The organism is Arthrobacter sp. 05T442 (assembly GCF_056395945.1).
This window is the reverse complement of the sequence record NZ_JBFTKM010000004.1, coordinates 48,530-72,421: the sequence shown is the minus strand read 5'-3', so window position 1 is coordinate 72,421 and position 23,892 is coordinate 48,530. Positions and strand designations below refer to the sequence as shown.

The window sequence follows — 23,892 nt, the reverse complement described above, 5'->3', positions numbered from 1 at the left end:
CATGACTGCAACGCAGATCCAGAGCCCGCGCAGCGGGAAGATCCAGCCAAAGTACCGCCGCCATGGCGCTTCCAAGGGCAACTTCGAGATGCTCGCGTGGCTGTTCATGCGGCTTTCCGGCGTGGTGCTGGTTGTCCTGATCTTCGGCCACCTGACCGTGAACCTCCTGGTGGGTGAAGGCATCCACGCCATCGACTTCGGTTTCGTGGCCGGCAAGTGGGCTGATCCCTTCTGGCAGGTCTGGGACCTGGCCATGCTGTGGCTCGCCATGCTCCACGGCACCAACGGCGTGCGGACAATCATCAATGACTACGCCGAGAAGGACTCCAGCCGCCTCGCGCTGAAGATCGTGCTCTACGCAGCCACCACGGTCATCATCATCCTGGGCACGCTCGTCATCTTCACGTTCGACCCGTGCCCCGTGGTCAACGGCGCGCAGCTGGCGGGCGGATTCTGCCCGACGCCGTAGTGGCGTCCCGTCCCGGACCATTGCCCCAGGGCACGCTTCTGGCGGTCCGTCACGACAACCGATCATTGCCTGCCCAGCGCAGGTAAGAGATTTCCCCGAGACCTCACCGGGCAGGCTCCGCCGGCCGGAGGTTTCACAGCGAATTTTGAGAGAAAGAGCGTCTGGTATGCAGGTCCATAAGTACGACGTCGTCATCGTCGGTGCCGGTGGCGCCGGGATGCGCGCGGCGATCGAATCAGGTCAGCGCGCGAAAACAGCGGTACTGACCAAGCTTTACCCCACCCGCTCCCACACCGGCGCGGCACAGGGCGGCATGTGTGCGGCACTGGCCAACGTCGAGGAAGACAACTGGGAATGGCACACCTTCGACACCATCAAGGGCGGCGACTACCTGGTTGACCAGGACGCCGCCGAGGTCATGGCGAAGGAAGCGATCGACGCCGTCCTGGACCTGGAAAAAATGGGCCTGCCGTTCAACCGCACGCCCGAGGGCCGCATTGACCAGCGCCGCTTCGGTGGCCACACCCGCGACCACGGCAAGGCTCCGGTCCGCCGCGCATGCTACGCCGCCGACCGCACCGGCCACATGATCCTGCAGACCCTGTACCAGAACTGCGTCAAGCACAACGTCGAGTTCTACAACGAGTACTACGTCCTTGACCTGCTCACTGTCGAGGAAGACGCAGTCCGCGAGGACGGCACGCCGTACAAGCAGAAGCGCGTTGCCGGCGTCGTCTCCTACGACCTCGCCTCCGGTGAGCTGCACGTCTTCCAGGCCAAGTCCGTGGTGTTCGCCTCCGGCGGCGCGGGCAAGGTCTTCAAGACCACGTCCAACGCCCACACCCTCACCGGTGACGGCATGGGCATCGCGTTCCGCCGCGGCATCCCCCTGGAGGACATGGAGTTCTTCCAGTTCCACCCGACAGGACTTGCAGGCCTCGGCATCCTCCTTTCCGAGGCCGCCCGCGGCGAGGGCGCGATCCTGCGCAACTCCGAGGGCGAGCGCTTCATGGAGCGCTACGCCCCGACCATCAAGGACCTCGCCCCCCGCGACATCGTGGCCCGCTCCATGGCCAACGAGGTCCGCGAAGGACGCGGCTGCGGCCCGAACAAGGATTACGTCCTCCTTGACCTGACGCACCTTGAGCCTGCGCACATCGACGCCAAGCTGCCGGACATCACCGAGTTCGCCCGCACCTACCTGGGTGTCGAGCCGTACACGGAGCCGGTCCCGGTCTTCCCGACGGCGCACTACGCCATGGGCGGGATCCCCACCAACATCACCGCCGAGGTCCTCCAGGACAACGACACCATTGTCCCGGGCCTCTACGCCGCCGGTGAAGTTGCCTGCGTGTCCGTGCACGGTTCCAACCGGCTGGGCACCAACTCGCTGCTGGACATCAACGTCTTCGGCAAGCGCGCCGGCATCGCCGCCGCGGAATACGCCAAGACGGCTGATTTCGTGGAACTCCCGGCCGACCCGGAGGCCTACACGCTGAACCTCCTGGAGCACGTGCGCACGTCAGACGGCACCGAGAAGGTCGCTGCAATCCGCAAGGAACTGCAGGACACGATGGATGCCAACATGCAGGTGTTCCGCACCGCCGACACGCTGAACCAGGTCCTGACGGACATTGCGTCCTTCGAGGAGCGGTACCAGCGCATCAGCGTCCAGGACAAGGGCAAGCGCTTCAACCTGGACCTGCTCGAGGCCGTGGAACTGGGTTTCCTGCTGGAACTGGCCAAGGTCATGACCGTAGCGGCCCTGCACCGCGAGGAATCCCGCGGCGGCCACTTCCGCGAGGACTTCCCCGAGCGCGACGACGAAAAATTCATGAAGCACTCCATGGCGTACAAGGATGAACACGCACCGGCCGACGGTTCCGCCGAGTCGATTGCGGGCATCCGGCTTGCCACCAAACCGGTGGTCTTTACGCGTTACGAGCCGATGGTGAGGAAGTACTAAAATGACCGCTGAACTCGCTGAGCCAGCCTCCAAGATCGAACTGCCCGCGCATATCGGCGGCGGCGGGGACATCCCGTCCTTCGACGTCCACCTGCGGGTGCGCCGCTACAACCCGGAGGTCTCCGACGAGTCCACCTGGGACGACTTCCACGTGACCATGTACGGCACGGACCGTGTCCTCGACGCCCTGCACAAGATCAAGTGGGAAATCGACGGCAGCGTCTCCTTCCGCCGCTCCTGCGCCCACGGCGTCTGCGGCTCCGATGCCATGCGCATCAACGGCCGCAACCGCCTCGCCTGCAAGACGCTCCTGAAGGATCTGGACACGTCCAAGCCCATCACGGTCGAGCCCATCAAGGGCCTGCCGGTGGAGAAGGACCTGATCGTGGACATGGAACCGTTCTTCCAGTCCTTCCGCGAAGTCATGCCCTTCCTGATCAACCGCGGCCACGAGCCCACCAAGGAACGCCTGCAGTCCGCCGAGGACCGCGAACGGTTCGACGACACCACCAAGTGCATCCTGTGCGCCGCGTGCACCTCGTCCTGTCCGGTGTTCTGGACCGACGGCCAGTACTTCGGCCCGGCGGCGATCGTCAACGCGCACCGCTTCATCTTCGATTCCCGCGATGATGCCGGCGACATGCGCCTTGAGATCCTCAACGACAAGGAAGGCGTGTGGCGCTGCCGCACCACCTTCAACTGCACCGAAGCATGCCCCCGCGGCATCCAGGTCACGCAGGCGATCGCCGAGGTCAAGCAGGCCATCCTGTCCCGCAAGATCTAGAACCTGGCTCGCCAGACCAACAGGGCCGGCACCTAAAGAGCCAGCATTAAGAGCAAGAACCTGGACAACAGCTTCACGACGACGGCGCCTCTCACCTTCCGGGTGGGGGCGCCGCCGTCGTCTGACCGCTCAACGGCCGGCAGCACGCACCGGGTCCCACCACGCAACGATAAGGGGTCACCATGTCCCGATCTGAAAAGGTCTCCTTCCAGGGTTCCACCGGCGAACTGCTCTCCGGCATTCTCGACCTCCCCGAAGGCCCGGTGAAGGGCTGGGGAGTGTTCTCCCACGGCTTCACGCTCGGCAAGGACAGCCCTTCCGCCTCCCGGATGTGCAAGGCCCTGGCGGACAACGGCGTGGGCATGCTCCGCTTCGATAACGTAGGCCTCGGCGGGTCCGCCGGGATGTGGTCCGGGGGCTCCTTCAGCCACAAAGTGGCAGACACCGTGAGGGCGGCGGAATTCATGCGCGAGTCCGGCCGGCCGGTGTCGCTGCTCGTGGGGCATTCCTTTGGCGGCGCCGCAGTCCTGGCGGCAGCCTCCGGGATCCCCGGGCTCGACGCTGTCGCGACCGTGGGCGCGCCGTTCTCACCGAAGCATGTTGCACACGTCTTCGACGCTGCGCTTGACAAGATCCTGAGCGAAGGCAGCGCCGAAGTGGACCTGGGCGGAAAACGGGTGGAAATCCGGCGGCACTTCGTCGAGGACCTGGAAAAGGCGGACCTCACGGACTGCATCAGGAAGCTGCACAAGCCGCTCATGGTGCTCCACTCCCCCACGGACAACACGGTGGGAATCGAGAACGCCAGCACCATCTTCCAGACGGCCCGGCACCCGCGCAGCTTCGTCTCGCTGGAAGGCAGCGATCACCTGCTGACCGGGAAGGGCCAGGCTGCCCGCGCTGCGAAGATTATTTCGGCGTGGGCCGATCAGTACCTCGACGCCGGAAGGTAGCAACTGTCGGGCGGCTCCGCTCGCGCGGCTCGGCCGGCGTCTTGCCCGGCTGTACCCGGCGGGCGCCCCACCCGTTCGTGCCGGCAGCGGGGCTGCTGGCCAGGTCCCCTTCGCGGACCGCGGACCAGGCGGCGGACACCAGGTAGACCTGGCTGATCAGGTTGAACCAGATGAGCAGCCCGATGATAATTGCAAAGGGCGCCAGGATGGGGTTCCGCCCTGCGTTGCCCAGGAGTGCGGCGCTGAAGATCTGCAGCACGGAAGTGCCCACGGCGGCGAGGATGGTGCCCTCCAGCAGGGATTGCCGGGCCAGTTTCAGGCCTGCGGCCAGCCGGAACATGATCAGGGCCGTGCACCAGCCGAGCAGGAGCGGTACCGCGATCTTGATGGACGTTGTCAGCGGCACGGCAACCAGCGGGTCCAGCTGAAGCTGCTCGGACACCCAGCCGGCGGCAGTGCCGAACACCAGGGACACGCCGGCGCTGATCACGAGGGCGGCCCCCAGCAACAGGAGGGTGCCGGCGTCGCGCAGTTTCAGGAGGATCGGGTTCATCTTCAGCGGACTGAGGCGCATGACGCCACGGAGCCCCTCCCGCAGGCCGGCAATCCAGCCCAGCGACGTCACCACGGTCACCACCGCCGCGATCACCGCCGTCCAGCCCAGGCCGGTGGGGTTCAGCAGGTCCTGCGGATTTACGAGGCCTTCGCGGCCGTCGACCTTCAAGAGTCCGGGTGCGTTCACGGCGACGCTGCTGACGACGCGGTCCAGCAGGGCGGGCTGCCCGCGCAGCACGAGCCCGGCAATGGAGAAGCCGGTGGCCAGCAGCCCGGTGATAGAGAAGAACATGTTGAAGCCGATGCCGGCGCTCATGAGCGGGCCGTGCTGGAGGTTGTAGTGCTGGAAGGCCCGCATGGGCCGGAAGGCGTTGAGCCGGGCCAGCAGCCACTGGATCAACGGCATGAGTGCCGCCGGTCCCCTGCCTATGCGGCGTGCCTTGCCCCAGTCGACCTGTCTGCGGATGACTTCGAGTTTCAACCGGGCAAGCTCGGTGGGAAGGGGAGGCTCAGCGGGGGCCTGTTGCGCCGCCCGGGCCTCTGTCGTCGTCAGGTTCGGTACCAAAGTCAAGCTCTTCCCGTAGCTGCCAAATGCCGTTGTCGTCGTGCTCGTAAAGTCCCATGCTAGCGACAGGGAACGTGGCCCTGTAATCGCTGAGCGCCGTTTCGGCCTCGTCGAGGCTTTCCGGTGCCACGTCATGGGCGACAGTGACGTGCGGGTGGTACGCGAAGGGAAGCTCGCGTTCCAGCGGTCCGGCCTGGAGTTGCCGGTGCAGGTTGACGCAGTCGCCGAAGCCGTCTTCGACGTTGAGGAAAACCACCGGGGAGACGGGGCGGAAGGATCCCGTGCCGGCGATGGTCACGGTGAACGGTTCCTGCTTGCGGGCCACGTCGCGCACATGGCTGCGCGTTGCTTCCCAGTCCTGGGTCATCGTGGTTGTCACGAGCGTGATGTGGGCGGGAATGACACTGGCCATCGGGTCCCCGAAGGACGCCCGCCAGCGCTGGAGTTCCTCGGCGATCTCCGACGGAAAGCCCAGGATCACGCCGATGCTGATGCCCTCGCTGCGTGCATGTCCGTTGGACTCCGGAACTCCGTCCGGCCCGGGGGCACTGCGCCCCGCGTGGGCATCCCGCTCCCTGCCAGCCGTGCCCTGCGGGGCGTGGCTGGTGGCCTGCGGGGTGCCTTTCGCGGTGCCTTTGCTGAGGGAGGACATTGGCCTAGCGGACTCCCTGGGACCCGGCGTACGGCAGGAAGCCCACCTTGGCATAGACGTCGCGGAGCGTGACCGAGGCGATCTCGCGGGCCTTGTCCGCGCCGAGGGCCAGGAGCCGGTCCAGTTCGGCGGGATCGTCCAGCAGCTCATTCGCCCGGTCCCGGATCGGCGTCAGGCGCTCGGCCACGACCTCGGCCAGGTCCACTTTGAGATGGCCGTACATTTTGCCCTCGTAGGCGGCGACGATGGATTCCACGCTCCGCCCGGAGATGGCCGAGTAGATGGTCAGCAGGTTGGACACGCCGGGCTTGGCCCCGCGGTCGAAGCGGATTTCCGTCTCCGTGTCCGTCACGGCGGACTTGATCCGCTTGGCGATGACCTTCGGATCGTCCAGGAGGTTGATGAGCCCGGCCGGTGACTCCGCCGATTTGGACATCTTGGCGGTGGGGTTCTGGAGATCGTAGATCTTCGCCGATTCCTTCTGGATGAAGGGCTGCGGCACCGTGAACGTTTGGCCGAAGCGTGAATTGAAGCGCTGGGCGAGGTCCCGGCTGAGTTCCACGTGCTGACGCTGGTCCTCGCCTACCGGCACACCGTGCGGCTGGTAGAGGAGGATGTCCGCGGCCTGCAGGATGGGGTACGTGAACAGTCCGACGCTTGCCTGTTCCGAGCCCTGCTTGAGGGCTTTGTCCTTGAACTGGGTCATCCGGGACGCTTCACCGAAACCCGTGATGCAGTTCAGGACCCACGCCAGCTGGGCATGCTCCGGCACCTGCGACTGGACGAACAGCGTGCATTTGTCCACGTCGACGCCGCCTGCAATGTACTGCGCGGCCGTGACCCTGGTGCGGTGGGCCAGTTCGGCCGGGTCCTGCGGGACAGTGATCGCGTGGAGGTCCGGGATGAAGAAGACGGCGTCGTACTCCTCCTGCATCCTCACCCAGTTCACAAGGGCGCCCAGGTAGTTGCCCAGGTGCAGGGAGTCTGCGGAGGGCTGCATCCCGGACAGGATCCGGTGCCGCGCACCGGCGGCCGGAACGCCGGCGTTGGCGGCGGCGGCGTCAGGTGAAGCGGCGTCGGTCACGGTTGAAGTAGAGGTCATGCGTGGAAGCCTTACGACTAGAGCCGGTAGTCCACTACCAGCGGGGCGTGGTCGGAGAAGCGTGTGTCCCAGGACGGTGCCCGGTCAACAACGGCTGACACTGCGGCAGCAGCGAGAGCGGGCGTGGCCATGTGGTAATCGATGCGCCAGCCGGTGTCGTTGTCGAAGGCCTGGCCCCGTTGCGACCACCAAGTGTAGGGGCCGTCGACGTTACCCGCCAGTCCCCTGTGAACATCCTTCCAGCCGATTTCCTCGCCGAAGAAGCGGTCGAAATAGGCGCGCTCCTCCGGGAGGAAGCCCGCACGTTTGACGTTGCCCTTCCAGTTCCTGATGTCCAGTTCCGTGTGGCCGACGTTGAGGTCACCCACCACGAGGGCGTGATCGCTGTGCTTGGCCAGTTCCGGCAGCCGGTTGACCATGACGTCAAGGAAGCGGAACTTGTCGTCCTGCTTGGGGGTGCCGGCCTCGCCGGAGTGCACGTAGGCGCTGACCACGGTCAGCCGGGAGGCCTGCCCGGCGGCGTCGCGGACGGTGTAGTCGGCTTCGACCCAGCGGCCGGCGGTGGCGAAGTAGTCGTCCCCGATCCCGACGCGGGTGGCGAGGGGTTCGGTGCGGGAGGCGATGGCAACGCCGGCGCGGCCCTTGGCTTCGGCCTCCGCGTGCAGGATGTACCAGCCTTCGCCGAGCAGCTCATGGACGACCGCGTCGGGCGCGCGGACCTCCTGCAGGCACAGGATGTCCACCTCGCGGGGCTCCAGCCATTCCGCCATGCCCTTCTTATAGGCGGCGCGAAGGCCGTTGACGTTGACGGATGCGATGCGAAGGTGGTCCTTCTCCAATGCCGAGCTCACCCGATCCACTCTAGTCGATGATGGTTCCGCGGACGGGCTCGTCGGAACCGCCCCCGGACTTGATCATGTCCCGCGCGTTGGTGGCGGTGATCTCGATGGTTTCCAGTGCCCGGCGGATCGTGTCGTGGTCCGCGCCGGCACCCTTGGCGCGCTCCTGCTCCACAACACGGACCTGCACCTGGACGATCTTGAAGGAGTGGTCCAGCTTCATGTCGCGTGCCCCGTCGGATTCGCGGCGTCCGCTGGCAAGGCGCGTGTTGCCGTGGTCAACGCTGCCGGACGACGGCGCACGGCCGGTCGCGGCGTTGAAGGCGTTCTGGGCCTCGTTCAGCTTGGCTCCGGCCTTCCTGGCGGCCTTCTGGATGCTGAAGACGACGAACGATGCCAGGGCGAGCCAGAAGGCGGCAATGATCGCCACGACCCAGCCGACGACGTCGTTCTGGTTGGCCGCGAAGATCACTGCGACGATGAACGCGATGATGAAGACCATCATTCCCGGTCCGCTGATCCGGAACATGGAGAACCGGGACCTGGCCGGGTTGAACGCGGTCGATTTTGGCGCTGACGCGGAGTTGCCCAGAGATTGCATGCCCCCATTATCGCAAACACCCGCCGCGGCCCGTCCCGCTTCCACCCCGGGCGAACGGAGGGGCCGCCAACCAAATGCTCCCCAACCCAAGTAACTAGCAGCAGGGGCCGTTCTGAGTCCTCAGAACGGCCCCTGCTGCTAGTCAGTTGGGTGCTAGTCAGTTGGGTGCGAGTCAGTTGGGTGCGAGTCAGTTGATGATTCTGGGGATCGGGCTCCCCGGGCAGGCCTCAGGACAGGACCAGGCAGAACGGGTGGCCGCTCGGGTCCGTGAAAACCCGGTACGAATTTCCACCGCCCGCCTGGCGTGCGGCGCCAAGCTTCAGCACTTCCGCCTCACCGGCGTCGAGGTCTCCGACTTTCACATCCACGTGCATCTGCTGCGGATGGTCCGCGTGCGGCCACTGCGGCCGGACCAGCCGGTCCACGCGCTGGAAGGCGACGGCGGGACGGTCGGCGGCATCGCCGATCGAGATCCAGTCCTCGTCTTCCTGCACCCGGATCTACCAGCAGCTGCTGGTAGAAGGCGGCCAGCGTGTCCGGATCCTCGCAGTCGATCACGAGGGCGTGCCATGTGCCGATCATGGGATCTCCGTTTCCTTGGATGGTTATTTGAGGAACAGTCCGCGCAGGCGACCGGTGGTGAGCGTGACCCCGAGGGCAATCATCACGAGGTAGTAGCCGACATGTACGGCCGTGGCCGGAGTGAACGCCCCCACGCTGATCTGGCGCAGCAGCTCCACCCCGTGCCACAGCGGCATGGCCTGGATCAACAACTGGATGGACTGCGGATACACGCTCAGCGGGTAGAAGGTGGCGCTGAAGAGGAACATCGGCAGCATCACGAAGTTGATCCAGTCCATCTGCTGGAAGGTCTTCATGAAGCTCGTGATTCCCATCCCGAAACTTGCGAAGCCGAATGCGATCAGCACCGAGGCCGGAACCATCAGGAGCGCCCACGGGGTGGTGATCAGCCCCATCACGCCCATCACGGCCGTGAACCCGGTGGCGTACATGAATCCGCGGAGCAGGGCCAGGAAGATCTCCCCCATGGCGACATCCAGCGGCCCGAGCGAGGTGTAGAGCATCCCCTGGTAGAGCTTGGCGAAGTTCATCTTGAAGAAGACGTTCCAGGTAGAGTCGTAGACGGCACCGTTCATGGCGGAGACGGCCAGCAGCGCCGGCGCAATGTAGGCGGCGTAGGAGATCGCCTGCCCGTCCGGGCCCTGCACGGTGCCGACGATCGCGCCCAGGCCCACGCCCATGGAGATCAGGTACAGCACGGGTTCGAAGAAGCCCGAGACCATCACGAGCCAGTTGCTGCTCTTGGTGGCCATGAGCCCGCGGGCGACGACGGCGCGGACGTTGCGGGAGTAGAGCGGCCCGAAGCGCCGGTTGCGGGCAGCCTCGGTGACGCTGGTGCTGCCCGGAGTGTGGGCCCCGGGGTTGTGGCTCGCGGACAGGGTGCTCATGCGCCCATCCTTTTCGCGAACTGGCGGGTGGTCAGGACCCAGCCGGCCGCCGCCAGGCCCAGCAGGAACAGCAGGTGCACGATCGTGAGCAACGGCGCCTCCTGGTAGCTGTAGGTGAGGACCCGGCCCAGCTCGGTGCCGTGCCAGATCGGTGAGATCCAGCCGATCCAACGCACGGAAAGAGGGAGGGTGTCCAGTGGAAAGAAGGTGCCGGAGAACAGGAACAATGGCATGACGATGAACCGCATGACCATGGCGAATTGTCCCTTGTCATGCTGGATCGTTGCAGCGTAGGCCATGAGCGGCAGGCCGAACGAGAGTCCGGCCAGCGTGGCCACGAGGATCGAGACCCAGCTCCAGCCGCCCGGTGCTGCCCCGAACAGCGCCACAACGGCAAGGTAAATGGCCGACTGCAGGAGCAGGCGGGCGGTGACGGCGATGATGTGGCCGCCGGCAATCTGCTCGGGCGTCAACGGCGAGGCGTGCGGGCCGTAGTAGACCCGGCGCCATTTGAAGCCGTCCATCACAGGGAAGGTGAACTCCCCGGCTGTCGTCATGACGGCGGCCGAGATCAGCAGGGCCGGCGCGATGAAGGTGATATAGCCGACGCCGCCAAAGGCCCCCGCGCCGTTGGCCTCGACCAGCGTGGCCAGGCCCACGCCCATGGCGAAGAGGTAGGCGGCCGGCTGCCCGACGCCGTACAGGACGATGGTCCAGCCGTAGCCCTTCATGACCCGGAGGACCTGCTCGGCGTAGTAGATCGCGCCCCACCGGCGGGCGCGGGCCGCAGAAACGGCAGGTGAGTGGGCGCGCAACGGTCCCGGCGGCCCGGTCGGCGCCGCGGCTGGCGCAGCAGCGTGCTCAGTCAACGAGGCTCCTGCCGGTCAGGCGGAGGAAGACATCCTCGAGCGAGGAGCGGCGGACGAGGGACGTGACGGGCCGCAGGCCCCGGGCGGAGACCTGCTCGAGGGCCGCTTCGCCGTCGTGGGCGTAGATGAGGACGCGGTCCGGCAGGGTTTCCAGCCGCTCGCCGATCCCGTCAAGTTCGGCGCCGATGGTGGCGTTGCGCTCCGAGCCGAAGCGGAGCTCCAGGACTTCGCGGGTGGAGTACTCGCGGATGAGGTTCGCGGGAGAGCCCTCGGCCATGATCCTGCCCTTGTCCACGACGATCAGCCGGTCGCACAGTTGTTCAGCCTCGTCCATGTAGTGCGTGGTCAGGATCAGCGTGACGCCTTGTTCCTTGAGCCGGAACAGCCGGTCCCAGAGAATGTGGCGGGCCTGCGGGTCCAGGCCGGTGGTCGGCTCGTCGAGCAGCAGGATGCGGGGCTCGTTGATGAGGGAGCGGGCGATCGTCAGTCGGCGCTTCATGCCGCCGGACAGGGCGTCGACCTTGGACTTGGCCTTGTCGGTCAGCTGCGCGAATTCCAGCAGCTCATCGGCTTTGGGCCTGAGGTAGCTCATCGGGAGGCCGAAGTAGCGGCCGTAGACCAGCAGGTTGTCCCGGACCTTCAGTTCCTCGTCCAGGTTGTCCTGCTGCGGCACCACGCCCAGGTGCGCGCGGACCTCCGGTCCGTGCTGGTCCGGGTCGAGTCCCATGATGCTCAGGCTGCCCGAGGTGCGCTGGGAGACCCCGCCGATCATCTTCATGGTGGTGGACTTGCCGGCGCCGTTGGGCCCAAGCAGGCCGAACGCCTCCCCGGCGGGCACGCGGAAGGAGATGCCGTCGACGGCGGTGACGTCGCCGTAGCGCTTGGTCAGGTTTTCGGCCGTAATGACGTACCCGGGAGCGTGGTCAGCCGGGCTGCTTACAGGTGATTCTTTTGAGGCAAGTTCGGACACCCGCACCACGGTAGTGGATCCCCGCAAACTATGAAAGAGTCTTTTCGTAAAAACTCCTGACGTATTCGTTCCGTTATGTTCGCCGCGGAGGAACGGGCGGAATCCCGCGGGGTTGAGCCTGCCGTAGCCGGCGCAACCACCGCGGGAGCGTCTCAGGCGGTGCCGGAGTGGCTTTCCACTGCCGAGTGGCTTTCCCGGGCCATGTGGCGTTCCGCCGTTTCCACCACGTTGGCCAGCAGCATGGCACGGGTCATCGGCCCCACGCCGCCGGGGTTGGGCGAAAGCCACGCGGCGACACCGGCCGCGGCCGGGTCCACGTCTCCGGTGACCACAGCCTTTCCGTTGCCGTCATCGACACGGCTGACGCCGACGTCGAGCACGATTGCCCCGGGCTTGAGGTCCTCCGCCTTGATCATGTGCGGCTGCCCGGCCGCAGCGATCACGACGTCGGCGTGCCGGAGTTCGGCGGGCAGGTCCACCGTGCCGGTGTGGGCCAGGATCACGGTGGCGTTAACGTCCTTGCGGGTCAGCAGGAGCCCCACCGGGCGGCCGATGGTGACGCCGCGGCCCACCACGAGGACCCGTTTGCCGCTGAGCTTGATCCCGTGCCGGGTCAGCAGCTCCACGCAGCCCTTGGGCGTGCAGGGCAGCGGGGACTTCATGGGTCCGCTGACGTTGGCCACGAGCCGGCCCAGGTTCATCGGGTGCAGGCCGTCGGCGTCCTTTTCGGGGTCCATGGCTTCCAGGATGACGTCCTGGTCGATGTGTTTGGGCAGCGGCAGCTGGACGATGTAGCCGGTGCATTCCGGGTTCTCGTTGAGCTCACGGACCACGGCCAGGAGTTCGTCCTGGGTGGATTCTTCGGGCAGGTCGCGGCGGATGGAGGTGATGCCCACCTCGGCGCAGTCCTTGTGCTTGCCGCCGACATACCACGTGCTGCCGGGGTCGGAGCCGACCAGGATGGTGCCCAGGCCCGGGGTGATGCCCTTGGCCTTGAGCGCGGCGACGCGCTGCGTCAGTTCGGCCTTGATCGTGGCGGCGGTGGCTTTCCCGTCAAGGATCCGGGCGGTGTTGGCCTGGGCAGGGTTGGCGATCCCGGTTGTCATCCGGTCACCACTGCTCGTGCTGCGGGTACAGCGGGAAGTCGGCCGCGAGCTTGTCCACGCGGGACTGCAGGGCCTCGACGTCCGTGGCCGTCCCGGACGTCAGCGCTGTGGCGATGATGTCGGCGACCTCGGTGAATTCCTCGGCACCGAATCCGCGGGTGGCCAGGGCCGGGGTGCCGATGCGCAGCCCGGAGGTGACCATCGGCGGGCGGGGGTCGAACGGCACGGCGTTCCGGTTGACGGTGATGCCCACGGAGTGGAGGAGATCCTCGGCCTGCTGGCCGTCCAGCTGGGAGTTGCGCAGGTCCACGAGGACCAGGTGCACGTCGGTGCCGCCGGTCAGGACCGAGACGCCGGCGCCGGCCACGTCGGTCTGGCCGAGCCGCTCGGCGATGATCTTGGCGCCCTCCAGGACGCGCTCCTGGCGCTCTTTGAATTCCTCGGTGCCGGCGATTTTGAAGGCCACGGCCTTGGCTGCGATCACGTGCATGAGCGGGCCGCCCTGCTGGCCCGGGAAGACGGCGGAGTTGAGCTTCTTGGCCCACTCCTGCTTGGCCAGGATGACGCCGGACCGCGGGCCGGCGAGGGTCTTGTGCACAGTGGAGGTGACGACGTCGGAGTACGGCACCGGGCTCGGGTGCAGTCCTGCTGCGACCAGGCCGGCAAAGTGCGCCATGTCGGTCCAGAGCAGGGCGCCGACCTCGTCCGCGATCGAGCGGAAGGCGGCGAAGTCGAGGTGGCGCGGGTAGGCGGACCAGCCGGCGATGATAACCTGCGGCTTCTCGGCAATGGCCTGATCGCGCAGCCTGTCCATGTCGACCCGGAAGGTGTCCTGCTCGACCTGGTACGCGGCAACGTTGTAGAGCTTGCCGGAGAAGTTCAGCTTCATGCCGTGGGTCAGGTGGCCGCCGTGGGCCAGCGACAGGCCCAGGATCTTGTCCCCGGGGGTGATCATGGCGGCGAGCGCGGCGGCGTTGGCCTGCGCGCCGGAGTGCGGCTGCACGTTGGCGTACTCGGCGTCGAACAGGTCCTTGACCCGGTCAATGGCCAGCTGCTCGGCGATGTCCACGTACTCGCAGCCGCCGTAGTAGCGGCGGCCCGGGTAGCCCTCGGCGTACTTGTTGGTCAGGACGGAGCCCTGGGCTTCCATCACGGCGCGCGGGGCGAAATTCTCGGAGGCGATCATTTCCAGGGTGCCGCGCTGGCGGCCAAGCTCCTGGGCCAGGACGGCGGCGATTTCGGGGTCGAGCTCGGCCAGCGGCTGGTTGCTCACGGCGGCTGAGGTGGCGGTGGTAGTAGTCACGAGGAACTCCTGGCTAGGGAACGGGTACGGCTATTGGTCAGGCTACCGGCTGCCCCGTTGCGCCCGCCCCTTGGTTACGGGCCCCTTGCTGATGGGCCCGGCCCAGCGACGGCTGAAACCCTGCGGGGCGGCAGCAACGAAAGTCGGCAGCCGTGAGGCTGCCAGCCGGTAAGACATGACCCTCGGCCCAGGCGTACGATCCGTGGTCTTCGTGAGTGCCGCTCCCTGATGGTTAGCCATCCAACGCCAGTTGCGACGGGTTAACACTACCAAAACGGGCCCTCCGGCGCGGGTAGGCTGTTCTTCGTGACTGACGACCAGCTGGCTGCTTCCTACATCCTGACCCTCTCCTGCCCGGACCGGCCCGGAATCGTGCATGCGGTCGCCGGGGCCCTCCTCGTGGCGGGGTGCAATATTACGGACTCCCAGCAGTACGGCAGCCACAGCACCGGTACCTTCTTCATGCGGGTCGAGTCCACGACGGCGGCGTCCCACGCCGAGCTGTACGCCGCGCTTGAGCCCGTGGCCCAGGCCTTCGGGATGCAATGGAGCCTGAACCCTGCCGGGCGGAAGGTACGCACCCTGCTGATGGCCAGCACCTCGGCCCACTGCCTCAACGACCTGCTGTTCCTGCAGCGTTCAGGCACCCTGCCGATCGAGATCCCGGCCATCGTGTCCAACCACCGGGACCTGGCCGGACTGGCGGAGTTCTACGGCATCCCGTTCCACCACATCCCCGTCACGCCGGACACCAAGGTCCAGGCCGAGGACCGGCTCCGGGCCCTCATGGCCGAACACGACATCGAGCTGACCGTCCTGGCCCGCTACATGCAGATCATCTCCGATGACCTCTGCAACGAGCTCACGGGCAAGGCCATCAACATCCATCACTCCTTCCTGCCCTCCTTCAAGGGCGCCAAGCCCTACCACCAGGCGCATGCCCGGGGCGTGAAGCTCATCGGAGCCACGGCGCACTACGTCACGGCGGCCCTGGACGAGGGACCGATCATCGAGCAGGAAGTCATCCGGGTGGACCACCGGCGCACCGCCGAGCAGTTCGTCCAGATGGGCCGCGACGTGGAGGGCCGGACCCTCGCCCAGGCCGTGCAGTGGCACGCCGAGCACCGCGTGCTGCTGGACGGCAACCGGACGGTTGTCTTTAACTGATACCGGTCCTTAACTAGAGGTATGGCAGCTTTGTGGGAGAACCAGCTGACGGCATTCGTGGCACTGTTGAAGTCCGAGGGACGGCACGGTGTGCTCGGCCTCGACTGCGGCCCGGGCGCGGACGGGCTTGTCTTCGTCCAGCACGGCATCCATTTCACCGGCGTCGACCCGTCGGAGGAACACATCCATTCGGCGCGTGCCCGCGGGCTGGAAGCCTCGGTGGCCGACGCCGCCGCTCTTCCGTTCCCCGACGCGGCATTCGCGTCCGTCTGGGCCGTGGATGCGCTGGCGGGCCTGCCGCCGGAGCAGTGGGACGACGTCGTCCGCGAACTGGGGCGCGTGGCAGAACCCGGCGCCCCGATCGCCGTCGTCCTCCCCGGGCCCGGCCCGCTGGAACCTGGAGTGGAGCACCACGGTGAGGGCTTCACAGTGCTCCGCTCCCCCGCCTGACCCAACTGGGCGGGGGTGTGTTCTAGGCTGGGGGCATGGCTCCCCTTTACGCTTTCGCCGGTGACACCCCGGCCGTCCACGACTCCGTCTTCATTGCGCCGACGGCGTCGGTGATCGGCAAGGCCACGCTGGCCGAGAACTCGAGTGCCTTCTACGGCGTCTCCGTCCGCGCGGACACTGCCGCCATCACGGTAGGGGCCGGGAGCAACCTGCAGGACAACGTGGTGCTGCACGCCGATCCCGGATTCCCGTGCACCGTGGGCGCGCGGGTCAGCGTCGGCCACAGTGCCGTGGTGCATGGCTGCACGGTCGAGGACGACTGCCTCATCGGCATGAGCGCCACCATTCTCAACGGCGCGGTGATCGGTGCCGGGTCCCTCATTGCGGCCGGCGCCGTGGTGCTCGAAGGCACCGTCATTCCGCCCCGTTCGCTGGTCGCCGGGGTGCCTGCCAAGGTCCGGCGGGCGCTGACCGACGAGGAGTTCGCCGGCGTGCAGCACAACGCGGCGCACTACCAGGAGCTGGCGCGGGCGCACCGGGAACTGCACAGCTCCTGATCCGCCCGCGCCGCTCAGGCCCGCGTGGCCGGCAGGCCTGGCCCGCCAACGCACTCAATCCAGGGCGATGGGACCCAATTCGTCCAGCAGGTCACCGGGTCCCGGATTCCCGGGTGCGGCCTGGCCGCCGAGGTGGTTGAGCACGCCCCAGACGGCGTTCAGCCCCGTGGTGATTGCGCCCTCGGCCCAGCCGGCCGTGAAGGAGACGTCGTCGCCGGCCAGGAAAATCCCGCGCTGCTCCTCCGGCAGCTGGTCCTGCTTGAAGTGCGTGAAGAGGCGCTGCTGGTAGCGGTAGTGCCCGGGCAAATTGGCCTTGAAGGCGCCCATGAAGTTGGGGTCCGCCTCCCAGGAAACCGTGATCGGCTGGCCGACGATGTGGCTGGCAATGTCCACGTCCGGGTAGATCTGCTGGAGCGAGTGCAACATCAGCTCAACCCGCTGCTCGGCGTCCAGGGCCAGCCACTTCAGCGCGTCGTCGTTCCAGGTGTAGGAGAGCAGGATCACCGCCGGCTTGTCCGGTCCGTTGTCCAGCAGATACGTCGCACGGTTCAACCGGTCCGTGAGCGTCATGGAGAGGACCTCGCGGCCGGTCGCGGGATCGATGTCCTTCCAGAACGGCCGGTCCACCATCACGAAGGTCTTGGACGACTGCATGTAGTGGGAGCGTTCTATGGCGGTCCACAGTTCCGCGGGAAACAGGGTTTCGTCCGTGTGGATGCGCGTGGAGAGCAGCCACGACTGGCAGGTGGCCACGACCGCCGGGTAGGCGGCTTCCCGCCCCCAGCGCTCCCGGATGCGGAAGTCCCCGCTCCCCTGCCGGGCGATCCGCTCGACGGCGCCGCGCGGGGCGCCGGCGTGCAGGGACGCGAGGGAGGTGCCGTCCGGCCAGTGGGCCATGCCCGACGGCGCGTGCTCCCACAGTGCCTCGGGGAGCCGCTGCGCGCCGCCGGCAATGAGCCGGTGCTGGTCATCGGCGTCGGTGTAGACGACGCGGAGGATCTCCAGGATGGAGTTGGGGAAGTCGGTGTCCCAGCCGCCGGTACCGAACCCGACCTGGCCGAAGGCTTCGCGGTGGGCGAAGCCTGCTTCCTTGAAGGACGCGCTGCCGGCGATGAAGCCGTAGAACGTCTGTTCGTCCATTTCCGGGAGGAGTGCGTTCCACAGTTCCTTGATCCGGGCGGTGTCCCGGGCCCGGATGGCCTCCTGCATCTGGCCGAACTTGGCGCCGTCGTTGACCGCCGCTTTCCACGCATCCGCCACTTCAAGGAAGAACGGCGGCAGGTCCGCCACCGTCTCGGCGTAGTACTTCTGGCCCGCGAGCTCGATCACGGTACTGGATGTTGCCGGTGCCAGCGGGTTGGGGAATTCCTCGGTCCGAAGTCCCAGCAGGTCCACGTAGTGGTAGAACGCCCTGCCGGAGACCGGGAATCGCATCCCGCCGAGGTCGGCCACTACGCCCGGCGCGGACGGGAAGTTCGCGGTCCTCAGGCGGCCGCCGATCTGGTCCGCCTCGTAGATGACCGGGCGCAGGCCCAGCTTCATGAGCTCGTAGGCCGTGACGAGGCCGGACAGCCCTGCCCCGACGATCGCGACCTCCGTTCCGTAAAGCGCGGGCGGGACCGAACCCAGCCCCTCCGGATGGGCCAGGAAGTGGTCGTAGCTGAACGGGAAGTCCGGGTTCAGCATGGTGATGGGGGCCTCGGCCGGCCCGGAGGTTGCCGGGGCGGCGCCTGCGGGGCCTGTCCGCGCGGGGCCTGAGCCGGGCTGCGCCGGTCGGGGGGCAGGGAGTTCGGTGGCGGTGGTCATGAGATGTCTGCCTTCAGCGGTTCCGGGGTTGGGGATGGGACGGAGGGGGTGCGTCTGGATAGTTCACGGTATTCCTCCTGGCTCAGCGCGGCCACCCGGGAGTTCCGGCGGCCGTAGCCGAAGTAGGCGGCCAGGCCCACCAGCATCCAGATGCCGAAGACCGTCCACGTCTCGGCGCCGAGGTTGGCCATCAGGTAGGCGCACATGAGGGCGCCGAGGACCGGTGTCAGGGGGAAGAACGGGACGCGGAAGCTCCGCTTCAGTTCCGGCCGGGTGCGGCGCAGGTGGATGACGGCGACGTTGACCAGGGCGAAAGCAAAGAGGGTCCCGATGCTGGTGGCGTCGGCCAGGGCCCCGAGCGGCACGAGACCCGCAGTCAGCGCGACAGCGGTTCCCACGATCAGGGTTCCCGCGACCGGCGTGCCGGTCCGCCGGGACACGCGGCCGAAGACCTTGGGGACGAGTCCATCCCTAGCCATGGAGAGCAGGATGCGGGTCTGCCCGTAGAGGACCGTCAGCACGATGCTCGCGATGGCCAGGACGGCGCCGACGGCGAAGACCACCGCGATCCACGGCTGGCCGGTGGTTTCCTCGAGGATCTTCACGAGCGCCGCTTCATTGCCGTCGAACCACTCCCACGGCCGGGCGCCGATGGCCGCGACGGCAACGAGCACGTAGATGCTGGTCACGATCAGCATGGACAGCAGGATCGCCCGGGGCAGGTCGCGCTTCGGGTTCCGCGCTTCCTCGCCTGCCGTGGAGGCCGCATCAAAGCCGATGTAGGAGAAGAACACCCTGGATGCGGCGGCCGAAACGCCGGCTGCACCCATCGGCATGAGGGGCTCGAAGTGTCCGCCGTTGAATGCGGTGAACGCGACGGCGCAGAAGAACAGCAGGATAACGACCTTGATCAGCACGATCGCGGTGTTGATCCAGGCGCTCTCCTTGGCACCGCGCACCAGCAGCACCATGGCGAGGACCACGATCACGATTGCAGGGGCGTTCAGCACTCCCCCGTCGCCTGGTGGCGCGGAGACCGCATCCGGCAGGACCTGGCCGAACACCGCAAGGGTTTCATTGACGTACTGCCCGGCACCGACGGCGACGGCGGCCACCGAGACGGCGTATTCGAGGACCAGGCACCAGCCGCAGATCCAGGCCATGCCCTCGCCCGTAGTGGCGTACGTGTAGGAGTAGCTGGAGCCTGCGGCCGGCACCAGCCCCGCCATCTCCGCGTAGGACACGGCGGAGAGGAGGGCCGCGATTCCGGCGATGGCAAAGGAAATCCAGATGGCCGGCCCGGCCAGTGGCACCGATTCGCCCAGGATGACCAGGATGCCGGTGCCCAGGGTGGCCCCGACGCTGATCATGGTCAGCTGCAGCACGCCGAAGCTGCGGACCAGGCGCGTGCCGCCATGTCCGGTTTCCGCCTCGCTGACCAGCTGGCCGATCGGCTTGCGGCGGAGCAGCTGCGCCGCCAGGCCGGGACGGCTTATGGTGGCCGGCGGCCGGTCGTCGATCAGAGTTGGCACAGTCATCGTTGACGTCCTTTTCTTCAGTGGTGGTCGGTTTCCCCTCGTTCAGCCTAGGTGTGTGAGCCAGCTCTCAAGGTTGTGCAGAATGACCTATAGTCAATGGTCATGAGACTTAATGCACCAAGACGGCAGGGCCGGAACCGACAGGACAGGCGTGGCCACCGTGGCTGCTGACGCGCCGGAGCGGCTCGGTTTCGTCACCCTGGCGCAGTTCCTGCGCCAGCTCCCGCCGGGGCTGGAGGTGCTGCACGACGGCGGCAACGGCGAGGGGCGGCTGCGCTGGGTGGAGCCGAGCGAGCTGGAGGATCCGACTCCCTACCTGCTCGACGGCGAATTCCTGCTGACCGCCGGCCTGCCGTTCCTGGCCGAGGGCGGCCACGAGGAGCGTGTGGACGCCTACGTCCGGCGGCTGGTCCGGGCGCACGTCGGCGCCCTAGGCTTCGGCCTTGAACCCTACTTCGATGCCGTTCCGGACACCGTGGTCCGGGCCTGCCGGCGGCATAACCTGACACTTGTCTCCATTCCCGGAAACATCCCCTTCGCGGCGGTAGGCGTGGAGTTCTCCCAGCTGCTCGAGTCGGACAGCGCCAGGACGTTCCGGCAACTGGCCGATACCAACCGGCAGCTCATGCGGGCAGTGCTGTCCGCCCGCCCGGAGCACGAACTCCTGGCGGCCCTGGTGCAGCGGGTCCCCGTCTGGGCGGTGCTGGTCGGGGCTGACGGACGGGTGCGCGCCCGCGGCAGCGCCCGCGGGGCAGGCGCCGCGGCCGCCGCCACGGGAATGGACACGGCGGCGTTGCAGCCCCTGCTGGCCAGGCTGCTCTCCGGCAGCGGACCCCGGGTGGAAATGGACTCGTTCGACACCGCCGGCTCGTCCCTGGTCTTCGGCTATCCCCTGCGCAGCACCCGGGACGCCAACCTCGGCGCCCTGGTCCTGGGCACGGATGAGCCGCTGGCGCCCGCCCAGAACAGCGTCGTCTCGACCGCCGTCGGGCTCCTGGAGCTGCTGGTCCGGCAGCGGACCAGCGGATCGCTGGCCCCGAGCCAGCTCGCCACCGCATTGCTGCTGCACCCGGAGACCCTGGTGTCGGGCTCGACCCGCCATGTGAACGGGCTCAAGGACCTGCTGGCCCAGAGCGTCACCTCCACCCGGTCCGGGCAGCTGCGCGTGGTGCAGGGCATCCGCCTCGACGGCGCGCACGAGACCGGCCGCACGGGCGAGGGGCCGGTCCGCGAGCTGCTGGAATGGCGCCGGCTGTTCGACACCAAGCTGGTGGAAATCACCGACTACGGCTTTGCAGCCATTACCCGGCTGAAGGTCGACGACGCCGTCCTCGCCGAGGTCGAACGGCTCGGCTGGCGCCTGGTGATCGGGAGCAGCACCGAATTCGGCGGCCTGCCCGGTGCGTACCGGCACGCCTCCTCGCTGCGCAACCGGGTCCGGACGTCAGGCCGCAGCGTCCGGGCCGATGAGGTCACGTGGTCCGTGACGGGGCTGCTGGGCAACCAGGCCGGCGCCATGCTGGCCGCCAGACTGCTGGACCCCGTCCTGGCCCTGGAGCCCGAACGCCGGGACAGCCTGCTCGGCATCCTCCGGGCCTGGCTGGGCGAGAACGGCAGCTGGGACTCCACCGCGAAAGTCACCGGGCTGCACCGCAACAGCGTCCGCCGGCAGATCGGCGTCATCGGGGAGCTGCTGGGGACCGACCTCAACCAGGCCCAGGCGCGCGCGGAATTCTGGATCGCCCTGCAGTACACGGGCGAACTGGATCTGCCGCCCGCAGCGGGCGCCGTCCAGCCGCCCCAAGCGCCCGAATCGCCCCACGCGCCCCAACCGCTCCACCCTCCGCAGCCGATTCAGCCGCCCCAGGAGCGGTAGGCGTCCGGGCGGCGGTCCCGCAGATAAGCCACGGCCTCGGCGGCCACCGGCCGGGAGGCTTCCGGGAGCTCGGCAAAGAGGAGCTCCGTCCCGGCGCCGGCCTCCGCCAGCAAGGATCCATCCGGAGCCGCGATGACGCTGCCGCCGAGGAAGTCGCTGCCGTCCTCGGTTCCGGTGTGGTTGGCGTAGGCGACCGTCAGCTGGTTCTCGAGCGCCCGGGCCCGGACCAGGACCTGCGGCACGGCGTCGAACCCGCCGGCGAGTGCCGTCGGGACCAGCAGCAGCTCGGCACCACGCAGGGCCGCGGCCCGGGCGGACTCGGGAAACTCGATGTCGTAGCAAATCACCAGGGATGTCTTGACGCCGTGAAACTCCACGACGGCGGGAGCCGCGCCGGCCGGCGCGAAGGCAGCCCGCTCTTCCGGGCCGAAGAGGTGCACCTTGGCGTAATGGAGGAGTTCGTGCCCGCTTTCGTCGACGAGGGTGGCCGTGATCTGCCAGTCCCCCTCCGCGGTCACTGCCGGGAGGCTGTAGACCAGCGCAATGCCGTTCCTTCGCGCTATCCCGGCCAGGGTCTGCCGGAGGGCGGGCAGCATGCCGGGGTCAAGCCCCGCCCGGAGCCGGCGCGGGGCGTAGCCCACCGGGAAAAGTTCCGGCGTGAGCAGCAGCTGCGCACCGGAGGCCGCAGCCGTCCGCGCGGCGTCGTCCACTGCGTCGCAATTGGACTGCACATCCAGCACAGCCGAATTCGCCTGCATGAGGGCCAGCAGCACCATTACCACCTCAAAAATCTCCGGGACCTCCGCAGGAACGCTGCGGACTCTCCCCTCCAGCGTAGCGGCGGTTCCTGCCGCAGCCCCGGTGCATTTCGGCCCGCCCCACGCTCCGGCGGGACGGAACGTCCCCGGGAGGTGTCCCACGGCAAGGCAAACGGTTGCGTTAACTTCTTGACTACAAGGTCGGGATGCGTCACGCTTCATAGCATGCCCTCACCAACGCGCTCAACGAGGAGCCGAACCAAAAACCCCGGATCGCAGTCCGCGCTCCGGCACCTGAACCAGCAGCGGATCATCGAATGCCTCCTGGCCGGGCCTTCCACCCAGGCGGAACTGGCACGGCAGACCGGCCTCTCCACGGCCACGGTCTCCAACATTGTCAAGATCATGCAGGACGCCGGGCTTGCCTCGACCGAGCCAATCACAAGCTCCGGGCGGCGGGCCCTGAACGTCCGGCTTAACAGCAACGGTGCAGTCGCCGTCGGGATCGACTTCGGCCGGCGGCACCTGCGGGTGGTGCTCGCCTCCCTGAGCTACCACGTGATCGCCGAGGAATCGGTCCTGCTGCCCCTGGGCCACCATGCCGAGGAAGGCATCGCCGCCGCCGTCGGCGTGCTGGACAGGCTGCTGGCCGAAAGCGGCGTGGAACGCAGCGCCCTGGTAGGCGCCGGCGTCGGCATTCCGGGGCCCATCGACCGGCGCACCGGGACGGTCGCGCAGGGCGCGATCCTGCCCGAATGGGTGGGCATCAACATTCTGCACCGCCTCGAACAAGCGCTGGAACTGCCGGTCTTTGTCGACAACGACGCCAATCTCGGCGCCCTGTCCGAGGTCACCTGGGGCCCGCACAGCGGCATCAGTAACCTGATGTTCCTCAAGATCGGCTCGGGCATCGGCGCAGGGCTGATCCTCAACGGCATCCCGTACTACGGCAACGTCGGAATCACCGGTGAAATCGGCCATGCGACCATCCATGAACACGGGCTGATCTGCCGCTGCGGAAACCGCGGCTGCCTGGAAACCATCGCCTCGACCACCACCATGATCGAACTCCTCAGCCGCGGCGAGGACAAGCCGCTGAGCCCGGCGGACATCGTCCGGAAAGCCCAGGAACGCGACTCCGCGACGCTGCGCGTGGTGGACGACGCCGGCCTGGCCGTCGGCCGCGCCCTGGGCAACGTCGCGAACCTGATCAACCCCGAAGTGATCGTGGTCGGCGGTCCGCTCGCCGGGCTCGGGGAGCTGCTCCTGGACCCCATCCGTCGGGGCCTCGTCCGCCATGCCGTGCCGGTCATCGGGGAGACAACCACCCTCACGATGTCCTCACTCGGAGACCGCGCAGAAGCCCTCGGCGCCACAGCTTTGGTGTTCCAACATGCCGGAATCCGGCGGAGTTAATGTTTTCGTTACCAGCCCGTTGCGTTAAAGACTTGACGACAAGGGCTGTGACCTAGTTTACTTTTCCATCAGACGGCCCTGCGGTTTGCAGGGGCGGACAACGAAGTCATGCATTGGAGGC

General features: G+C 67.4%; 23 protein-coding genes. 9 read left to right on the top strand and 14 right to left on the bottom strand.

The annotated features are described in order from the left end of the window. The first annotated feature begins 1 nt into the window (after position 1). The 4 genes from AC1DES_RS06375 to AC1DES_RS06360 all read left to right on the top strand — a co-directional run bounded on the left by AC1DES_RS06375 (position 2) and on the right by AC1DES_RS06360 (position 4,172). Positions 2-469: a succinate dehydrogenase hydrophobic membrane anchor subunit gene (locus tag AC1DES_RS06375; RefSeq protein ID WP_476894850.1), complete on the top strand. Its 468-nt coding sequence runs from the start codon at positions 2-4 to the stop codon at positions 467-469. A 166-nt stretch (positions 470-635) separates the two neighbouring features. Next, complete coding sequence (sdhA, locus tag AC1DES_RS06370) at positions 636-2,435, top strand: succinate dehydrogenase flavoprotein subunit (RefSeq protein WP_476894849.1); 1,800 nt, start codon at positions 636-638, stop codon at positions 2,433-2,435. A gap of 1 nt (position 2,436) precedes the next feature. Beyond that, on the top strand, positions 2,437-3,219 hold the full coding sequence (locus tag AC1DES_RS06365) for a succinate dehydrogenase iron-sulfur subunit (RefSeq protein WP_024365819.1): 783 nt from the start codon (positions 2,437-2,439) through the stop codon (positions 3,217-3,219). 182 nt (positions 3,220-3,401) lie between these two features. Then, on the top strand, positions 3,402-4,172 hold the full coding sequence (locus AC1DES_RS06360) for an alpha/beta hydrolase family protein (protein ID WP_476894848.1): 771 nt from the start codon (positions 3,402-3,404) through the stop codon (positions 4,170-4,172). Here AC1DES_RS06360 and AC1DES_RS06355 read toward each other — a convergent pair. The 11 genes from AC1DES_RS06355 to glyA form a co-directional block, all read right to left on the bottom strand. Continuing rightward, positions 4,129-5,133 (bottom strand): YihY/virulence factor BrkB family protein, encoded by a 1,005-nt coding sequence (locus AC1DES_RS06355; protein WP_476894991.1) that lies wholly within the window; start codon positions 5,131-5,133, stop codon positions 4,129-4,131. The genes AC1DES_RS06360 and AC1DES_RS06355 overlap by 44 nt on opposite strands. 103 nt (positions 5,134-5,236) lie before the next feature. Beyond that, positions 5,237-5,944: a 2'-5' RNA ligase family protein gene (locus AC1DES_RS06350; RefSeq protein ID WP_476894847.1), complete on the bottom strand. Its 708-nt coding sequence runs from the start codon at positions 5,942-5,944 to the stop codon at positions 5,237-5,239. A 4-nt stretch (positions 5,945-5,948) separates the two neighbouring features. Next, positions 5,949-7,046 carry a tryptophan--tRNA ligase gene (trpS, locus tag AC1DES_RS06345; protein WP_476894846.1) on the bottom strand — a complete coding sequence of 366 codons (1,098 nt, stop codon included), beginning with the start codon at positions 7,044-7,046 and terminating at the stop codon, positions 5,949-5,951. Between the two features lie 17 nt (positions 7,047-7,063). Further along, positions 7,064-7,897: an exodeoxyribonuclease III gene (locus AC1DES_RS06340; RefSeq protein WP_476894845.1), complete on the bottom strand. Its 834-nt coding sequence runs from the start codon at positions 7,895-7,897 to the stop codon at positions 7,064-7,066. Between the two features lie 10 nt (positions 7,898-7,907). Further along, entirely contained in the window at positions 7,908-8,486 is a 579-nt protein-coding gene (locus AC1DES_RS06335) for a hypothetical protein (protein ID WP_476894844.1), read from the bottom strand. 227 nt (positions 8,487-8,713) lie between these two features. Continuing rightward, positions 8,714-8,980 carry a VOC family protein gene (locus AC1DES_RS06330; protein ID WP_476894843.1) on the bottom strand — a complete coding sequence of 89 codons (267 nt, stop codon included), beginning with the start codon at positions 8,978-8,980 and terminating at the stop codon, positions 8,714-8,716. A gap of 111 nt (positions 8,981-9,091) precedes the next feature. Continuing rightward, positions 9,092-9,955 (bottom strand): ABC transporter permease, encoded by an 864-nt coding sequence (locus tag AC1DES_RS06325; RefSeq protein ID WP_476894842.1) that lies wholly within the window; start codon positions 9,953-9,955, stop codon positions 9,092-9,094. Beyond that, complete coding sequence (locus AC1DES_RS06320) at positions 9,952-10,824, bottom strand: ABC transporter permease (RefSeq protein ID WP_476894841.1); 873 nt, start codon at positions 10,822-10,824, stop codon at positions 9,952-9,954. The genes AC1DES_RS06325 and AC1DES_RS06320 overlap by 4 nt, the downstream gene beginning before the upstream one ends. Beyond that, a complete protein-coding gene (locus AC1DES_RS06315) occupies positions 10,817-11,794 on the bottom strand; it encodes an ABC transporter ATP-binding protein (RefSeq protein ID WP_476894840.1) in 978 nt (325 codons plus the stop codon). Before AC1DES_RS06315 ends, AC1DES_RS06320 begins: the two co-directional genes overlap by 8 nt. 152 nt (positions 11,795-11,946) lie before the next feature. Then, positions 11,947-12,900, bottom strand: coding sequence for a bifunctional methylenetetrahydrofolate dehydrogenase/methenyltetrahydrofolate cyclohydrolase (locus tag AC1DES_RS06310; protein WP_476894839.1), 954 nt, complete (start codon positions 12,898-12,900; stop codon positions 11,947-11,949). A 4-nt stretch (positions 12,901-12,904) separates the two neighbouring features. Then, positions 12,905-14,203: a serine hydroxymethyltransferase gene (glyA, locus tag AC1DES_RS06305; protein ID WP_476894838.1), complete on the bottom strand. Its 1,299-nt coding sequence runs from the start codon at positions 14,201-14,203 to the stop codon at positions 12,905-12,907. Positions 14,204-14,509: 306 nt separating this feature from the next. On the opposite strand from glyA, the gene purU reads away from it, so the two are divergent. The 3 genes from purU to AC1DES_RS06290 are packed head-to-tail and all read left to right on the top strand — an operon-like array spanning position 14,510 to position 16,377. Further along, positions 14,510-15,370 carry a formyltetrahydrofolate deformylase gene (purU, locus tag AC1DES_RS06300; RefSeq protein WP_476894837.1) on the top strand — a complete coding sequence of 287 codons (861 nt, stop codon included), beginning with the start codon at positions 14,510-14,512 and terminating at the stop codon, positions 15,368-15,370. A gap of 21 nt (positions 15,371-15,391) precedes the next feature. Next, positions 15,392-15,820, top strand: a complete 429-nt coding sequence (locus AC1DES_RS06295) for a class I SAM-dependent methyltransferase (RefSeq protein WP_476894836.1) — start codon at positions 15,392-15,394, stop codon at positions 15,818-15,820. Positions 15,821-15,855: 35 nt separating this feature from the next. Then, positions 15,856-16,377, top strand: coding sequence for a gamma carbonic anhydrase family protein (locus AC1DES_RS06290; RefSeq protein ID WP_476894835.1), 522 nt, complete (start codon positions 15,856-15,858; stop codon positions 16,375-16,377). Between the two features lie 54 nt (positions 16,378-16,431). On the opposite strand, the gene AC1DES_RS06285 is transcribed toward AC1DES_RS06290, so the two are convergent. After that, on the bottom strand, positions 16,432-18,183 hold the full coding sequence (locus AC1DES_RS06285; protein ID WP_476894834.1) for a flavin monoamine oxidase family protein: 1,752 nt from the start codon (positions 18,181-18,183) through the stop codon (positions 16,432-16,434). Continuing rightward, a complete protein-coding gene (locus AC1DES_RS06280; protein WP_476894833.1) occupies positions 18,180-19,721 on the bottom strand; it encodes an amino acid permease in 1,542 nt (513 codons plus the stop codon). The genes AC1DES_RS06285 and AC1DES_RS06280 overlap by 4 nt, the downstream gene beginning before the upstream one ends. A gap of 112 nt (positions 19,722-19,833) precedes the next feature. On the opposite strand from AC1DES_RS06280, the gene AC1DES_RS06275 reads away from it, so the two are divergent. Continuing rightward, on the top strand, positions 19,834-21,597 hold the full coding sequence (locus AC1DES_RS06275) for a PucR family transcriptional regulator (protein WP_476894832.1): 1,764 nt from the start codon (positions 19,834-19,836) through the stop codon (positions 21,595-21,597). Here the strand turns inward: AC1DES_RS06275 and AC1DES_RS06270 are convergent. After that, positions 21,576-22,373 carry a nitrilase-related carbon-nitrogen hydrolase gene (locus tag AC1DES_RS06270; protein ID WP_476894990.1) on the bottom strand — a complete coding sequence of 266 codons (798 nt, stop codon included), beginning with the start codon at positions 22,371-22,373 and terminating at the stop codon, positions 21,576-21,578. The two genes, AC1DES_RS06275 and AC1DES_RS06270, sit on opposite strands and share 22 nt — an antisense overlap. Positions 22,374-22,580: 207 nt before the next feature. On the opposite strand from AC1DES_RS06270, the gene AC1DES_RS06265 reads away from it, so the two are divergent. Beyond that, on the top strand, positions 22,581-23,771 hold the full coding sequence (locus AC1DES_RS06265; RefSeq protein ID WP_476894831.1) for an ROK family transcriptional regulator: 1,191 nt from the start codon (positions 22,581-22,583) through the stop codon (positions 23,769-23,771). The last annotated feature ends 121 nt before the right edge of the window (positions 23,772-23,892 follow it).

Excerpts from the sequence above, each read along its gene's own strand:
- AC1DES_RS06375 (WP_476894850.1), top strand. The coding sequence starts at position 2 with ATGACTGCAACGCAGATCCAGAGCCCGCGCAGCGGGAAGATCCAGCCA.
- sdhA (WP_476894849.1), top strand. The coding sequence starts at position 636 with ATGCAGGTCCATAAGTACGACGTCGTCATCGTCGGTGCCGGTGGCGCC.
- AC1DES_RS06365 (WP_024365819.1), top strand. The coding sequence starts at position 2,437 with ATGACCGCTGAACTCGCTGAGCCAGCCTCCAAGATCGAACTGCCCGCG.
- AC1DES_RS06360 (WP_476894848.1), top strand. The coding sequence starts at position 3,402 with ATGTCCCGATCTGAAAAGGTCTCCTTCCAGGGTTCCACCGGCGAACTG.
- AC1DES_RS06355 (WP_476894991.1), bottom strand. The coding sequence starts at position 5,133 with ATGCCGTTGATCCAGTGGCTGCTGGCCCGGCTCAACGCCTTCCGGCCC.
- AC1DES_RS06350 (WP_476894847.1), bottom strand. The coding sequence starts at position 5,944 with ATGTCCTCCCTCAGCAAAGGCACCGCGAAAGGCACCCCGCAGGCCACC.
- trpS (WP_476894846.1), bottom strand. The coding sequence starts at position 7,046 with ATGACCTCTACTTCAACCGTGACCGACGCCGCTTCACCTGACGCCGCC.
- AC1DES_RS06335 (WP_476894844.1), bottom strand. The coding sequence starts at position 8,486 with ATGCAATCTCTGGGCAACTCCGCGTCAGCGCCAAAATCGACCGCGTTC.
- AC1DES_RS06325 (WP_476894842.1), bottom strand. The coding sequence starts at position 9,955 with ATGAGCACCCTGTCCGCGAGCCACAACCCCGGGGCCCACACTCCGGGC.
- AC1DES_RS06310 (WP_476894839.1), bottom strand. The coding sequence starts at position 12,900 with ATGACAACCGGGATCGCCAACCCTGCCCAGGCCAACACCGCCCGGATC.
- AC1DES_RS06295 (WP_476894836.1), top strand. The coding sequence starts at position 15,392 with ATGGCAGCTTTGTGGGAGAACCAGCTGACGGCATTCGTGGCACTGTTG.
- AC1DES_RS06290 (WP_476894835.1), top strand. The coding sequence starts at position 15,856 with ATGGCTCCCCTTTACGCTTTCGCCGGTGACACCCCGGCCGTCCACGAC.
- AC1DES_RS06285 (WP_476894834.1), bottom strand. The coding sequence starts at position 18,183 with ATGACCACCGCCACCGAACTCCCTGCCCCCCGACCGGCGCAGCCCGGC.
- AC1DES_RS06280 (WP_476894833.1), bottom strand. The coding sequence starts at position 19,721 with ATGACTGTGCCAACTCTGATCGACGACCGGCCGCCGGCCACCATAAGC.
- AC1DES_RS06275 (WP_476894832.1), top strand. The coding sequence starts at position 19,834 with ATGCACCAAGACGGCAGGGCCGGAACCGACAGGACAGGCGTGGCCACC.
- AC1DES_RS06270 (WP_476894990.1), bottom strand. The coding sequence starts at position 22,373 with ATGGTGCTGCTGGCCCTCATGCAGGCGAATTCGGCTGTGCTGGATGTG.
- AC1DES_RS06265 (WP_476894831.1), top strand. The coding sequence starts at position 22,581 with ATGCCCTCACCAACGCGCTCAACGAGGAGCCGAACCAAAAACCCCGGA.